The 13,305-nt window shown below is 65.2% G+C and carries 14 protein-coding genes; 7 read left to right on the forward strand and 7 right to left on the reverse strand.

Features of this window, described 5'->3' with window-relative positions; genetic code table 11:
* Positions 1-3: 3 nt before the first annotated feature.
* The 4 genes from PJB24_RS11590 to cysC are packed head-to-tail and all read left to right on the forward strand — an operon-like array spanning position 4 to position 3,354.
* A complete protein-coding gene (locus tag PJB24_RS11590; protein WP_273846056.1) occupies positions 4-1,197 on the forward strand; it encodes a Coenzyme F420 hydrogenase/dehydrogenase, beta subunit C-terminal domain in 1,194 nt (397 codons plus the stop codon).
* Positions 1,198-1,199: 2 nt separating this feature from the next.
* Positions 1,200-1,553 (forward strand): hypothetical protein, encoded by a 354-nt coding sequence (locus PJB24_RS11595; protein ID WP_273846059.1) that lies wholly within the window; start codon positions 1,200-1,202, stop codon positions 1,551-1,553.
* Positions 1,544-2,725 (forward strand): sulfate adenylyltransferase, encoded by a 1,182-nt coding sequence (gene sat / locus PJB24_RS11600; protein ID WP_420541933.1) that lies wholly within the window; start codon positions 1,544-1,546, stop codon positions 2,723-2,725. The genes PJB24_RS11595 and sat overlap by 10 nt, the downstream gene beginning before the upstream one ends.
* A 44-nt stretch (positions 2,726-2,769) precedes the next feature.
* Positions 2,770-3,354 carry an adenylyl-sulfate kinase gene (gene cysC / locus PJB24_RS11605; protein ID WP_273846064.1) on the forward strand — a complete coding sequence of 195 codons (585 nt, stop codon included), beginning with the start codon at positions 2,770-2,772 and terminating at the stop codon, positions 3,352-3,354.
* A 6-nt stretch (positions 3,355-3,360) separates the two neighbouring features.
* Here the strand turns inward: cysC and PJB24_RS11610 are convergent, their stop codons facing one another.
* The 3 genes from PJB24_RS11610 to PJB24_RS11620 are packed head-to-tail and all read right to left on the reverse strand — an operon-like array spanning position 3,361 to position 5,715.
* Positions 3,361-4,191 (reverse strand): ABC transporter permease, encoded by an 831-nt coding sequence (locus PJB24_RS11610; RefSeq protein ID WP_273846066.1) that lies wholly within the window; start codon positions 4,189-4,191, stop codon positions 3,361-3,363.
* Complete coding sequence (locus PJB24_RS11615; RefSeq protein WP_273846068.1) at positions 4,184-5,143, reverse strand: ABC transporter ATP-binding protein; 960 nt, start codon at positions 5,141-5,143, stop codon at positions 4,184-4,186. Before PJB24_RS11615 ends, PJB24_RS11610 begins: the two co-directional genes overlap by 8 nt.
* Positions 5,140-5,715, reverse strand: a complete 576-nt coding sequence (locus PJB24_RS11620; RefSeq protein ID WP_273846070.1) for a PadR family transcriptional regulator — start codon at positions 5,713-5,715, stop codon at positions 5,140-5,142. The genes PJB24_RS11615 and PJB24_RS11620 overlap by 4 nt, the downstream gene beginning before the upstream one ends.
* A 175-nt stretch (positions 5,716-5,890) precedes the next feature.
* Here PJB24_RS11620 and PJB24_RS11625 point away from each other — a divergent pair, with 175 nt between their 5' ends.
* Both PJB24_RS11625 and PJB24_RS11630 read left to right on the forward strand, forming a co-directional pair.
* Complete coding sequence (locus PJB24_RS11625; RefSeq protein WP_273846073.1) at positions 5,891-6,562, forward strand: queuosine precursor transporter; 672 nt, start codon at positions 5,891-5,893, stop codon at positions 6,560-6,562.
* 4 nt (positions 6,563-6,566) lie between these two features.
* Positions 6,567-7,628, forward strand: a complete 1,062-nt coding sequence (locus PJB24_RS11630; protein WP_273846076.1) for a TIGR03668 family PPOX class F420-dependent oxidoreductase — start codon at positions 6,567-6,569, stop codon at positions 7,626-7,628.
* Here the strand turns inward: PJB24_RS11630 and mctP are convergent.
* Entirely contained in the window at positions 7,625-9,199 is a 1,575-nt protein-coding gene (gene mctP / locus PJB24_RS11635; protein WP_273846077.1) for a monocarboxylate uptake permease MctP, read from the reverse strand. The genes PJB24_RS11630 and mctP overlap by 4 nt on opposite strands.
* A gap of 10 nt (positions 9,200-9,209) precedes the next feature.
* Positions 9,210-9,419 carry a DUF3311 domain-containing protein gene (locus PJB24_RS11640; RefSeq protein ID WP_273846079.1) on the reverse strand — a complete coding sequence of 70 codons (210 nt, stop codon included), beginning with the start codon at positions 9,417-9,419 and terminating at the stop codon, positions 9,210-9,212.
* Positions 9,420-9,613: 194 nt separating this feature from the next.
* Between PJB24_RS11640 and PJB24_RS11645 the strand changes: the two genes are divergently transcribed.
* The gene (locus PJB24_RS11645) at positions 9,614-10,231 is read left to right on the forward strand and encodes a YesL family protein (RefSeq protein WP_273846081.1); all 618 of its coding nucleotides are present in this window, start codon (positions 9,614-9,616) and stop codon (positions 10,229-10,231) included.
* A 3-nt stretch (positions 10,232-10,234) separates the two neighbouring features.
* Here the strand turns inward: PJB24_RS11645 and PJB24_RS11650 are convergent, their stop codons facing one another.
* Entirely contained in the window at positions 10,235-10,675 is a 441-nt protein-coding gene (locus PJB24_RS11650; RefSeq protein WP_273846083.1) for a hypothetical protein, read from the reverse strand.
* A gap of 9 nt (positions 10,676-10,684) precedes the next feature.
* Positions 10,685-13,060 (reverse strand): 5-amino-6-(D-ribitylamino)uracil--L-tyrosine 4-hydroxyphenyl transferase CofH, encoded by a 2,376-nt coding sequence (gene cofH, locus PJB24_RS11655; protein ID WP_420541934.1) that lies wholly within the window; start codon positions 13,058-13,060, stop codon positions 10,685-10,687.
* Positions 13,061-13,305: the final 245 nt, after the last annotated feature.

Raw genomic sequence — 13,305 nt, forward strand, 5'->3', positions numbered from 1 at the left:
AGGATGGCCGGGTTCGACATCCGGGAGATGATGAACGACATCGAGGAGGCTCCCGGGAAGGTCTGGTTCTGGGATCTTGAAAAGGCGGTCATAGATGCCGACCGCTGCGTGCAGTGCGGGGCGTGCGTGGCCGCCTGCCCCTCGGATTCCATCGGTATCGCGGAGGATGATCTGCCCAGGCTGGTCAAGATGTGCACCGGCTGCTCGCTGTGCTGGGACTTCTGCCCCCGCGGCGGGATGCGCCACGAGGCGACCTGGAAGATAACCGGTGCTGATGACGGCATCGACGGGCTCGGGCGCATCGAAGAGAGCTACACCGCCCGGCTCAGGGAGGACGTCCCCGGCGTGCAGGACGGCGGGGTGGTCACCGCGATCCTCACCTCGCTTCTCGAGGCCGGCGAAATAGACGGGGTGCTCCTCGCGCGCGAGAGCGAGACCGAACCCTGGAAGGGGGAGACGTTTCTCGCCCGCACCCCGGAGGAGGTCCGCGAGTGTGCCGGCAGCTTCTACAACCAGACGCTCGCGCTCGGGCACCTTGACTTCAAGGGTTATGATCTTCCGCCCAACCCGAGGATAGCCGTCGTCGGAACCCCGTGCGAGATAGAGGGCATAAAGGCCATGCAGGCCAGGCCCTGGAACTGGGGGTCCTCGCGGGTCGAGGCCGTCGTGCTGACGATAGCGCTCTTGTGCACCAAGAGCTTCAACTACGAGAAGCTCATGCTGCAGGAGATAAGCGAGGAACGCGGCATAGACCTCGACGAGGTGGGGCGGGTCGATGTGATCCGGGGCAAGCTCATCCTGCAGGACCACGCGGGTGAGACGATCCTCGAGGAGTCCATAAAGCACTTCCACGGCGCGGCGCTCAAAGGCTGCGACGAGTGCGCCGACTTCATGGGGCGTGCCGCCGATATCTCCGTCGGGAGCGTCGGTAGCGCCGACGGATACTCCTCGGTGCTCATCCGCAGTGAGGAGGGGCTCGAGGCCTTCGAGCATGCCCGGGAGAAGCTCGAGCTGCGCGAGCTTGACAAACCGGAAGCTTTGTATAAGCTGGACGGGTTGGACAAGAGGATCGCGTTCAAGAGCCTCAAGCGCGCCTTCGACCCGGATGCTCCGCTGTTCATCGACTACGAGGAACACCTCAACAGTTATGCGGGCACCGACCGGGCTCCGGTCGAGCACGACGCGGTGAGGTACTGAGGGTGGTTGCACACGATGTTCTCGGCGTGCCGGAGGAGCCGGCGGAGCTCAGGCGGAAGGTCCGGCAGCTCCTCGAAGACCGCCCCTCGGAGGGCGAGAGGCTCGTAGAGGAGGGGGATTTTCTCGCGGATTATCTGTGGAGACGTTGGGGAGCCCGGCTCAGCGAGGCGGGGATGGACCGTGAGCGGTTCGGGCGGATCGTGCGAGGATACACACCCGAGATCCGACTCTGGGTCTTCGGGGAGCACGTCTGGGAGCACTGCGCCTCCGGACTCGCCGGCAGGGTTCTGAGACGTATTCCGCCCGGGGCGCGGTCTTCCCTGAAGAGAACCGAAGCAGAGGAGGTTTGCAGGTGAAGACGGAGCAGAGCCACACCACCATCGCCCCGCACGGCGGGGTGCTGGTAGACCGCCGGCTCCCCGAGGAAGAACGGGAGGAAGCGGTAGAGCGGGCGTCCGGGCTGAAGAAGGTCCGTCTCGGCTCCCGGGAGCTCTCCGACGTGGAGCTGATCTCCACCGGCGTCGTCTCGCCCCTCGAGGGTTTCATGACCCGCGAGGACTACGAGGGCGTCGTCGAGAACATGCATCTCGCGAACGGTGTCGCTTGGCCGCTACCGATCACCCTGCCGGTGAGCCGGGAGGAGGCCCGGGATCTCTCGGAAGGAGAGGAGATAGCGCTCGCCGACCGCGAGGGACGGGTGGTCGCATCGATGACCGTCGAGGAGGTCTTCGACCACGACAAGGAGCGGGAGGCGAAAGAGGTCTACAAGACCACAGACCAGAAGCACCCTGGCGTCGCCAACCTCTTCCGGCAGGGTGATGTGCTTCTCGGCGGCCGGATCACGCTGCTCGTCGAAGAGCCCACGCCACGGCCCTTCCCCGAGCACTACCACGAACCCGCGGAGCTCAGGGAGATCTTCGCCTCCCGCGGCTGGAAGCGGGTCGTAGGCTTCCAGACCAGGAACCCGATCCACCGCTCGCACGAGTACATTCAGAAGAGCGCCCTCGAGACCGTCGACGGGCTCCTGCTCAGCCCGCTCGTCGGAGAGACGCGGGCAGAGGATATCCCGGCGGACGTGCGGATGCGCTCCTACGAGGTGCTGCTCGAGCGCTACTACCCCAAAGACCGCACGGTGCTCGCGGTCTACCCGGCCACGATGCGTTTCGCCGGGCCGCGTGAGGCCCTCTTCCACGCCATCTGTCGTCAGAACTACGGCTGCACCCACTTCATCATCGGCCGCAGCCCGGCGGACCCCGGCAATTACTACGGCATCTACGACGCCCATCACATCTTCGAGGAGTTCGAGGAGGGGGAGATAGGGATCACCCCGCTCCTCTTCGAGAATGCCTTCTTCTGTCTCAACTGCGGCGGGATGGCCACCACCAAGACCTGCCCGCACGACGACGAGTCGCGTGTCATGCTCTCCGGTACCAAAGTGCGCGAGATGCTCAGGCGTGGGGAGTACCCGCCGCCGGAGTTCTCCAGGCCCGAGGTCGTCGAGGTCCTCGTGGAGGGTATGAACGGCTGAGGTCGAGGCATTTCTACGGAAGAAAGTTTCGCAGGAGGGAGGTTTTGAAGATGCAGAACGAGAGGGGGCTGGGCGAGCGCGGGTTCACGCTCTGGTTCACCGGGCTCTCGGGCGCCGGGAAGACCACCATCTCCGAGATAGTCGAGCGCGAGCTCAGGCTGCGTTTCGGACGTGTCGAGGTTCTGGACGGCGACATCGTCAGGACGAACCTCTCCAAGGGGCTCGGGTTTTCCAAGGAAGACCGTGACACCAACGTACTCAGGATAGGTTTTGTCGCGAAGCTGCTGACCCGCAACGGTGTGGCCGTTATCGTCAGCGCTATCTCCCCCTACCGGGAGGCGCGCAACAGGGTCCGGGAAGAGATAGGTGAGGATTTCATAGAGGTGTACGTGGACGCTCCCGTGGAGGTATGCGCCGAGCGGGACGTCAAGGGCCTCTACAAGAAGGCTTTCGCCGGAGAGATAAAGGCTTTCACAGGCGTCTCAGATCCCTACGAGCCGCCGGAAAACCCGGAGCTGCACATAAAGACAACCCAGGAGAGTCCACAGGAGAGCGCCCGCAGGGTCATCGAGTACCTGGAGGAGCGTGGATACCTGAAGCCCCTGAGGACGCTCAGCGGCGCGCGCTGAGCGTCCTCAGGTAACGACCCTGCGGTAGAAGCTGCGCAGACCGAAGGCCGTAAGCCCGATCAGCAGCGCCGACAGTGCACCCAGAAAGGCCCATGGAGGCATGTGGTGTACCTGTGGCGTCAGGGCCGCCCGCAGCCCCTCGCTCACGTAGACCAGAGGGTTCAGAAGGATCACGATTTGCAGCCAGCGTACCGGCTGCAGGTTCGCCCACGGATAGTAGACGCACCCGAGGAAGATCAGCGGGGTTACGATGATGCCGAAGAGGAGGCCTATCTGCTGGGGCTTTATGACGGTACCGAGTGCGAGCCCGAGGGACCCCGCTGTGAAGCTCGCCAGCAGCACCACTGCTACCAGCAGTGGCCAGTCATGGACGTGCAGGGAGACACCGCCGGCAGGGACCAGATAGGCTATCGGGAGTACTATCGCCGCGGAGATGATCCCCTGCACCGCGCTGAAGGTTACTTTCTCCATCCCGACGAGCCATATCGGAACCGGGGCCATGATGCGGTCTTCTATCTCGCCGTTGCGCCCCAGCTCCGTCGCGAGCGGGAGCGCGACGGAAGAGATCCCGGCGAAGAAGATCGAGACCGCCAGAAAACCCGGCACCAGGATCGTCGCGAAGCTGGCCCTGGGACTTCCTCCGGAGAAGCCCTGTCCGATCTTCGGGAAGACGTAGGTGAAGATGAAGAAGAACAGCAGAGGCTGAACCGCGCTCTGCAGGATCAGCCGAATGAACTCCCGCAGCAGCACCCGACCGTCGCGCAGGAACAGCCCCCAGAACGAACGCGCGTACCATGCCCAGCGCGGCCTCCCGCCCTCCATGGCCGACTCACTCACGCAGGTCCCTCCCCGTGAGCTCTATGAACACGGTTTCGAGTGAGGGGTCGGCGACGGAGACGTCCTTTAGACCATGGGGCTGGGCCAGCTCGACGAGGCTCGGGAGCAGCCCGTCCCTGCGTTCGGCCATGACCCTTAACCCCTCTTTCGTGCGGACCGTGGAGACGACCCCCTTAATCCCTTCCAGGGCTCCGATCAGACTGTCCGGGGGAGACTCCAGGCGCAGCTCGATCACGGTGGCGGCCCTCAGGCTTCGCTTCAGGTTCTCCGGTGTGTCGCAGACCAGGATCCTGCCGTGGTCTATGATTGCGACCCGCTCGCAGAGTTTCTCGGCCTCCTCTATGTAGTGTGTCGTGAGGAGTACCGTGATACCCTCCTGCTCGCGTAGGCTCTGGACGATCTCCCAGAGCGCAAGCCTGCTCTGTGGGTCGAGCCCCGCGGTGGGCTCGTCGAGGAAGAGTATCCGCGGGCGGTGTGCGATGGCGCGGGCCACGATCAGCCGCTGCGCCATCCCTCCAGATAACTGGTCCGGGCTGTTACCGCCGTTTCTGGAGAGCCGGAACCCTTCGAGCAGCTTCCGGGCGCGCTCCCTGCTCTCCCTGTGTCCCATCCCGAAATACCGGCAGTGGAAGTAGAGGTTCTCGAAGACCGTACACGAGCGATCGAGCGTGTTCGACTGAGTGACAACACCCATGTTCGCCTTCGCCCGCGCCGGGTCGGCCACCACATCGACCCCTCCGACGAACACCCTGCCGGAGCTCGGTCGCACCCGCGCGGTGCATGCTCCCACCGTCGTCGTCTTCCCCGCTCCGTTGGGGCCCAGAAGCCCGAAGAGCTCGCCGGCCCGCACGGAGAAACTGATCCCATCGACGGCCCGTACCCCACCGGGGTAGACCTTCACCAGATCGCGCACCTCTATGGCGGGGGCGGTGCTGCGGACCCCGGCGCTCACCGTCCGCCTACCCCTAGCCTGCCGCCATCCTCGTCACGATCGTCCTCCGAGAGGATGTCTTCGACCTTTCTCCTGGCTTCCCGCATCGCGTCCCGTATGCGCCGCAGTTTCTCTTCGTCCACCCTCCCTGTCTGTATCGCGCGCCTGATCTTGCGTAAGAGATCACACCCCTCGTAGGCGATCTCGCGCAGCTCCTCGGTATGCTCGCCCTCCCAGACTCCCGCCGCCCGCCGCCAGATCTCCCGCATCGACTCCCGGTGCTCGGAGACGAAGCTCCGACCTTCTTCGGTGAGCGAGTAGATCTTCCTGCCCTCCTTCTCCTCAGAACTCACGTACCCCATGTCTTCCAGCAGCTGCAGCGTCGGGTAGACCGAACCCGGACTCGGCGAATACATCCCCCTGAACCTGCTCTCCAGACGGCGTATTGCCTCGTAGCCATGCGCCGGCCCTTCCTCCAGAAGCTCCGCGATGACGTACTTGAGATCACCCTTGCCGAAAACCCTCCTCTGCAGAACCTCTTCCATGCGACCCGAGTCGAACCACGTGCCGCGCTTTCTGCGAGCCCCGAACATCCATGCGCCTCCCATAGTATCGCGATATATCGTTGAGTGAAAGATACCGGATGGGTAGGATGGTGTCAAGGCCAGGCTCTTGGATTGACGCTCTACGGTGGCATGTGATTACATGACCGACGGTCTCTGGTTCTGAATGGTTGCAGGTCGCGGGAGGTACGCGCTGTCTGGGGAGTTGAGGTATACATCCTGGTTCGTGGTGGTGGTCGCGGTGTTCGTCACCACGCTCATCACGGCGAACATCACGGCGGTGAAGCTGGTCGGGATTTTCGGGCTGGTGCTGCCGGCTGGGGTCGTGCTGTTTCCGGTCAGCTACATCGTCGGGGACGTGCTCACCGAAGTGTATGGGTACTCGGCGGCGCGGCGCGTGATCTGGCTCGGGTTTCTGTGCAACCTGCTCGCTGTGGCGGCGATCTGGGCCGGTGGGGTGCTGCCCGCGGCCCCGGTCTGGCACGCGCAGGGTGCGTACGAGCGAATCCTGGGGTACACGCCGCGGCTGCTCGGGGCCTCCTTCCTCGCGTATCTCGTGGGGGAGTTCGCCAACTCCTTCGTGATGGCCCGGATGAAGGTGCTCACGGAGGGGCGCTGGCTGTGGAGCCGCACGATAAGCTCGACCGTGGTGGGGGAGGGGTTCGATTCTCTGATCTTTGTCTCGGTCGCCTTCGCCGCCACGATACCCGCGCACGCTCTGGTCGCGGCGATCGTCTCCCAGTGGTTTTTCAAGAGCGCCTACGAGATCGTGGCCACGCCGCTGACGTACCTCATCGTGGGGTATCTCAAGCGTATCGAAGGCCTCGACGTCTACGACCGCGACACCCGCTTCAACCCGCTCCTGATCGGGAAATGAAAAGATGAACCCGGCCGTTCTCGCCGCCGAAGCAGCCGCCTTCCTCGTGCGCCGGCGGGTGGCGCGTCTCGCGACCGCCGACGCACGAGGCGACCCGCACGCCGTCCCGGTCTGCTTCGCCTTCGACGGGGAGCACATCTACATTGCCCTGGACGAAAAACCGAAGGAAGGCTCCCCAACCCGTCTCAAGCGGGTCAAAAACATCCTGCAGAACCCGCGGGTCGCGCTCGTCGCCGACCGCTACGACGAAGACTGGAGCCTGCTCGCGTACGTCATGGTGCGTGGGAAAGCCGGGCTCGTCGAACCCGGGGCCGGAGAACATGCTGCCGCCATCCGCCTGCTGCGCGGCAAGTACCACCAGTACGAGCGCATGAAGATAGAGAGGAACCCCGTCATCCGGATCGTTCCCGAGCGGGTCTCGTCCTGGGGTGCTCTGGATGAGCCGCCGGAGGACGGAGGGCGCCTCATCGATACCCTGCGCGGCCGGCGCTCGGTGCGACGCTACCTGGACAGGGAGGTTCCCGGGTGGATGGTGGAGGAGATACTCGAGGCCGGACGCTGGGCCCCCTCCCCGCACGGCAGGCAGCCCTGGCGCTTCGCTCTACTGAGGAAGGAGGAGACGAAACGGCGGCTCGCCGAGGCGATGGGGGGGGAGTGGCGGCGGGCGCTCGAGATGGACGGACAGGGGCCCGAGGTCGTCGAGAGGAGGCTGGAGGGTTCCAAGAGAAGGCTGCTCGGCACCCCCGTGCTCGTGCTCCTGTGTCTGTACCTGGAGGAGCTCGACCGCTATCCCGATCCCGGGAGGCAGAGGTGCGAGGCCACGATGGCCGTGCAGTCCCTCGGCGCCGCCGCGCAGAACATGCTGCTCGAGGCGTACGACCTCGGGCTCGATGGCGGCTGGATCTGCGCCCCTCTGTTCTCGCCCGGCGCGGTGAGGGAGGCGCTGGGGCTGGACGAGTCCCTCATCCCGCACGCGCTACTCACCTTCGGGTACGCCGCCGGGGATCCACCCCGGCGGCGTCCGAGAAAACCGCTTGACGAGCTGGTGGTCTTCCGGGATCTCTAATGGGCCAGGCCCTCCGCGGGCTCTTTGCCCTCCTCCCGTACCACTTCCAGGTCGCTGTAATCTCCCGGAGCGGTCTCGTCCTCCCCTTCGGGGGCGCCCAGCGCCCGGAAAGCCAGCGTGAGTGCACCGCTTACGACCAGGTTGGCGAACAGCGCGTAGAGCCCGGCGTACGCCGAGAGGCTGAAGCTGCCGATCGTAAGTGGGAAGATCGAGGAGAACCCCTGCGAGACGGCCATCGCCGTGCCGGTCGCCATCCCGACCAGCCAGCCGATGGCGAGCGCCCAGCGGTGGAACCAGCGGGTATAGAGGCCCAGGATCACCGCCGGGAGCGTCTGCAGGATCCAGATGCCCCCGAGAAGCTGCAGGTTGATCGAGTACTGCGTCGGGATGCCGATGACGAACGCCAGAGCTCCTGCCTTGACGATCAGCGAGACGATCTTGGCGACCTGTGACTCCTCCCGGTCTGAGATGTTGCGTCGGAAGTACTCGCGGTAGATGTTGCGGGTAAAGAGGTTCGCCGCGGCTATCGACATTATCGCCGCCGGGACCAGCGCCCCGATCCCGACCGCTGCGAAGGCGAACCCGGCGAACCACGAGGGGAAGAACCTGAGCACCAGGTCCGGAACGGCGAAGTTCGGGCTCTCGAGCTTGAGGTTCGCCGCGATGGCCATGTACCCGAAGAGCGCGATTATGGCCAGCGCTATCGAGTAGGCCGTGAGCAGGGTGGCGTTGCGCCGGATCGCGTTACCCGAGTTGGCGCTGAAGACGCCTGTGAGCGCGTGCGGGTACAGAAAGAGCGCGAACGCCGAGCCCAACGCCAGCGAGGAGTAGCCGCTGTAGGCACTGGGGATCAGGGTGCCCGGCGGGTTGTGCTTGGGCAGCTCGGCGGCCGCCGCGTCGAAGATGTGTCCGAAGCCCCCGAGCCTGTACGGGATGTAGATGACCATCACAATCACGGTGATGTAGATCGTGAGGTCCTTCACGACCGCCACGAGCGCCGGGGCCCGCAGCCCGCTCTGGTAGGTGTAGAGGGCGAGGATGATAAAGGCGATGATGAGCGGCAGGTCGTTGACGAGGGCGGAGCTGCTGCCGCCGATGCCCATCGCCGCGATGACCGCCTGCAGCCCGACGAGCTGCAGCGCTATGTAGGGCATCGTAGCGAGTATGCCGGTGAACGCCACGATGAGCGCCAGGAGCCCGCTGCCGTAACGTCCCCGGACGAAGTCCGCCGGGGTTATGTAGTCGCGCTTCTTCGCCACCGACCACAGCCGGGGGAAGATGAAGAACAGGATCGGGAAGACCAGGATCGTGTAGGGAACGGCGAAGAAGCCCGTCGAGCCCGCGCCGTAGACCAGCGCCGGCACCGCGATGAACGTGTAGGCGGTGTAGATGTCCCCGCCGACCAGAAACCACGTCACCCATGTCCCGAAGCGTCGGCCACCCAGCCCCCACTCGCTCAGCAGCCCGAGGTCTCCCCTGCGCCAGCGGGCGGCGACGAACCCCACCACCGTGACCAGCAGGAAGAGTATCGCGAAGACCGTCAGCGCGACCGGGTCGAAGGTGTGCGGCATTGCAGACCCCCTAGCGTGTCGCCCGGTATACCGTGGTCACGATGGCCGCCGTTATGAACAGCCAGACGAACTGGTACCAGTAGAAGAACGGCCAGCCGAACAGCCGGGGTGCGTCCGAAGCGTATAGCTGGGGAAACAGAAGGCCCAGAAACGGCAGTATGAGGAGCAGGTTCCACCAGCGTTTGTTGCGATTTTCGTTTCTGACACGTCCGTCGTGCACCAGATGGTTCCCTCCTTTCCGCGAAGAGGTTCCGCGTACGGAGCGGTGCAGGACACGCGGTCCCACACCTTGCCCCACCAATCCCACCACAGAATGTACTCACTTTATTCCGCCGGGAAGGTTGTTGTCAAATGTGTAATGCTGTGGGGACCTGATCTCTGGTAGAGTCGGCCGGGGAAGGAAGTCTTTGGCGAATGAACATGCTGGAGAGCAGATGGTACCGGGCGCTCGAGGTTTGCGCCAACTTCCTGTACCTGAACCTGCTCTGGCTGGTCTGCAGCGTCCCGATCATCACGCTTCCGGCCTCCATGGCCGCGATGTTCGGCGTGGTGCGGGAGTGGGTGAAGGGGAGGGAGCCCGGGGTGACCGGCTCCTTCTTCTCGTTCTTCCGGGAGAACTTCCGTCAGAGTACCTGGATCGGCTTTCTCTGGGCGCTGGTCGGGGTCATCCTCGCGGTCGACTTCGCCGTGGTGCGCGGGATGGGATCCCCGGTAAGCGAGATCCTCTACGTCGTCCTCTTCGTAGTCTGTTTCCTGTACGTCTTCACGCTGGTCTACATCTTCCCGGTCATCGTCAACTTCGAGGCCCGCTGGTCACTCGTGATAAGGAACGCGCTCCTCTTCTCGATGACCGGTCCTCTGGTGACCCTCGCCTGCCTGCTGGTGCTGATCCTCGCCGCCGCCGCGTTCGTCTTCTTCCCGCTCTCCATATTCGTCTCGGGTAGCGTCGGCTCCTACCTGGTCTACCGGCTCTGCGAGAGGACCTTCGAAAGGGTGGAGCGGATCAGGGGACGGAATGGGGAAGACCGCTGAGCTTCACCCCGAACCGAGCATCCTGCGGTAGCGTTCGGCCCGTTCCTCGAAGCCAGCGAGCCTGCGGTCGGCGGACCTCTGCGCGCCGCGCGGCATCGTCCCGCTCCGTGCGAGTTCGATGAAGCTCTCGGTCACCCGCAGGGCCTCGGCGTACCGCCGCCGGCGCTCGTAGATCATGGCGAGCCTCTCGTAGGGATGGCTCTCGACGAAGCGCTCCGCGACGTTCTGCTCGTAGAGCAAAATGGCCCGCTCCACGTCACCCCGCCCCTCGGCCTCCATCGCCTCGAAGTTGCGCCGGAGGGCCTCCTCGTAGTCCGCGAGGGGATCCTCCTCGGTGCCTATCCTTTCGAGCTCTTCGTCGGTGAGGCCTCCCAGGTGGGAGCCTCCCCGACCCTCTTCATCACCCCCCGAGAACCTCCTGAAAAACCTCCTGAAACGGCCCACGACGCCTCCTCATGACGCCTTCACGTGACGTTCGGGCTCACCGTAGAGCGTGTTGCGCTGGCGCGGGATGCGTCCGATCTCCCGGATCATGCGCTCCATCTCCTCCGGGAGCATCTCCTGCCCGTGGCTCGCCCCGGCCGAGCGCGAGATGCTCTCGTTCATGAGTGTGCCGCCGAGGTCGTTGCACCCTGCCTCGAGGCACGCCTTCGCCCCCTCGACGCCCAGCTTGACCCAGGAGACCTGCACGTTGTCTATGTAGCCGTGCAGCGCGATCCTGCCGACCGCGTGCATCTTCACCGTCTCGGCGAAGGCCGGGCCCCTCCGCGAACGGCCCTGCAGGAAGAGGGGCGTCGCCATGTGCACGAACGGGAGCGGGATGAACTCGGTGAACCCACCCGTTTCGGCCTGTATCTCGCGCAGGACCAGCAGGTGGCGCGCCCAGTTCACCGGCCCGTCGACGTGGCCGAACATGATCGTCGAGGTAGAGCGCAGCCCGATCGCGTGCGCCTTGCGCATCACCTCCGCCCACTGGGCGGTGTTGATCTTGTCCGGGCAGATGATCCTGCGTATCTCGTCGTCCAGGATCTCGGCCGCCGTACCGGGGAGCGTCGCGAGACCGGCCTCCTTCAGCCGCACCAGAAACTCATCGACCGGGATGCCCAGAGTGTGCGCCCCCTGCCACACCTCGAGCGGCGTGAAGGCGTGGACGTGCATCCCGGGCACCTCGTCCTTCACCGCCCGCAGGTAGTCCAGGTAGTTCTGGCCGGTGAACCTGCCGTGTATCCCCCCGACCATCGTGACCTCGGTCGCCCCCCGCTCCCAGGCTTCGCGTGCCCTGCGCGCGACCTCCCCGGGATCCATCAGGTAGGGCTCGCCGCGCAGATTGAGCGACTTCGGCCCTTTGGAGAAGGCGCAGAAGCGGCAGCGGAAGTAGCACTGGTTGGTGTAGTTGATGTTGCGGTTCACCACGTAGGTGACCACGTCCCCGTTGACCTCCCGCCTGAGCTCGTCCGCGACCCGGCACAGCTCCGCCAGCTCCCGACCGCGGGCGGTGAAGAGCAGCGCTACCTCCTCCTCGTCCAGATCCCTCTCCCCGGCCCCGGCGAGAGCGGCGACGAACTCCGGGCGCATCCGGGAGGGCCTCCGGCCTCTCATCTCCTCGAGCGTCCTCCCCGGCACCGGCTCGTCCTTGCCCGGGGCCCAGCTCTCGACGCGCGCGAACCCCTCGGCGTCCATCCCGGCGAGGACCTTCGGCCTCAGGGCCTCGTCAACCCACCGCTCCGCCTCCAGCGCGTAGCGTGGGTGGACCGCGAGCCGCTCGAGGAGCAGATATCCTCTGCTACCGGTGGCCCGTTCGAGCTCTTCGAGGTGCGGCCAGGGCCGCTCGGGGTTGACGTGGTCGGGGGTGACGGGGGAGACGCCTCCCCAGTCGTTGATCCCGGCGTCTATGTACCTCAGGTACCCGGCCTCGCCGTCGGCCAGGTTCGGCGGGGCCTGCACCGTGACTTCGGGCGGCAGGATGAGCCGGGCGAGCGCTATCGCCGCGAGCATCTCCTTCTCAGAAGGCTCGGGTGCGTCTTGCATCCTGGTCCCCGGCTTGGCACGGAAGTTCTGCACGATGCACTCCTGGATGTGCCCGTAGCGCCCGTGCACCTCGCGGATCGCGAGCAGAGTCTCCACCCGCTCCTCGGGGCTCTCCCCGATCCCGACGAGGAGCCCGGTCGTGAAGGGCACCGCGAGCCTCCCCGCCGCCTCGAGCGTCTCGAGTCGTCTCTCGGGGACTTTGTCCGGCGAGGCCCAGTGGGCCATGCCCCGGCCCAGCAGCCTCCCCGAGACCTCCTCCAGCATGATACCCTGCGAGACGGCCACCCCCCGCAGCAGCCGTACGTCCTCCTCCGAGAGCACGCCGGGGTTGGCGTGCGGCAGGAGTCCGGTCTCTTCGGCCACCAGCCCGCAGCAGTGCGCCAGGTACTCCACGGTCGTCTCGAACCCCATCTCCCTGAGTTCGCGTCGGGCCTCAGGATAGCGTTTCTCCGGCTTGTCCCCGAGCGTGAAGAGCGCCTCTTTGCACCCGGCTTCGGCCCCATCCCGGGCTATCTCGAGTACCTCCTCCGGCGTGAGGTAGGCCCTCTCTCCCTTACGCGGTGGATGGGCGAAGGTGCAGTAGCCGCAGTTGTCCCGGCACAGCCTGGTCAGCGGGATGAAGACCTTGCGCGAGTACGAGATCCTCGGCCCGTACGTCCGGTCCCGTACCCGTGCCGCCGCCTCCATCGCGGGCTCGGGATCCTCCACGGCCATTCGCGCCAGCACCCTGGCCTCTTCTGCCCCGAGCGAAACCTCCGCCGCTCTCTCCAGTAGCTCCCTGTATGCGTGAATTCCCTCCATAGTTCGGGCAGTATAAACCCGGAGCGTCCCCCCTTACATCGACCTCATCATATCCGACAAAATTTATCGGGATATGTTCTACAATGAGAGCTGCACGCACCTCTGAATGTGGAAGAAGAAGGAGGCATTTGAGGAAGATGGCCGAGGTGGAGAAGGAGATACGCGAGAAGGGCTACGCCCATCCGGAGAAGCTGGTCAGCACCCAGTGGGTGGCAGATCACCTCTCCGATACCGAAAACGTGCGC

This window comes from Rubrobacter calidifluminis (assembly GCF_028617075.1).
GTDB classification, from domain to species: domain Bacteria; phylum Actinomycetota; class Rubrobacteria; order Rubrobacterales; family Rubrobacteraceae; genus Rubrobacter_E; species Rubrobacter_E calidifluminis.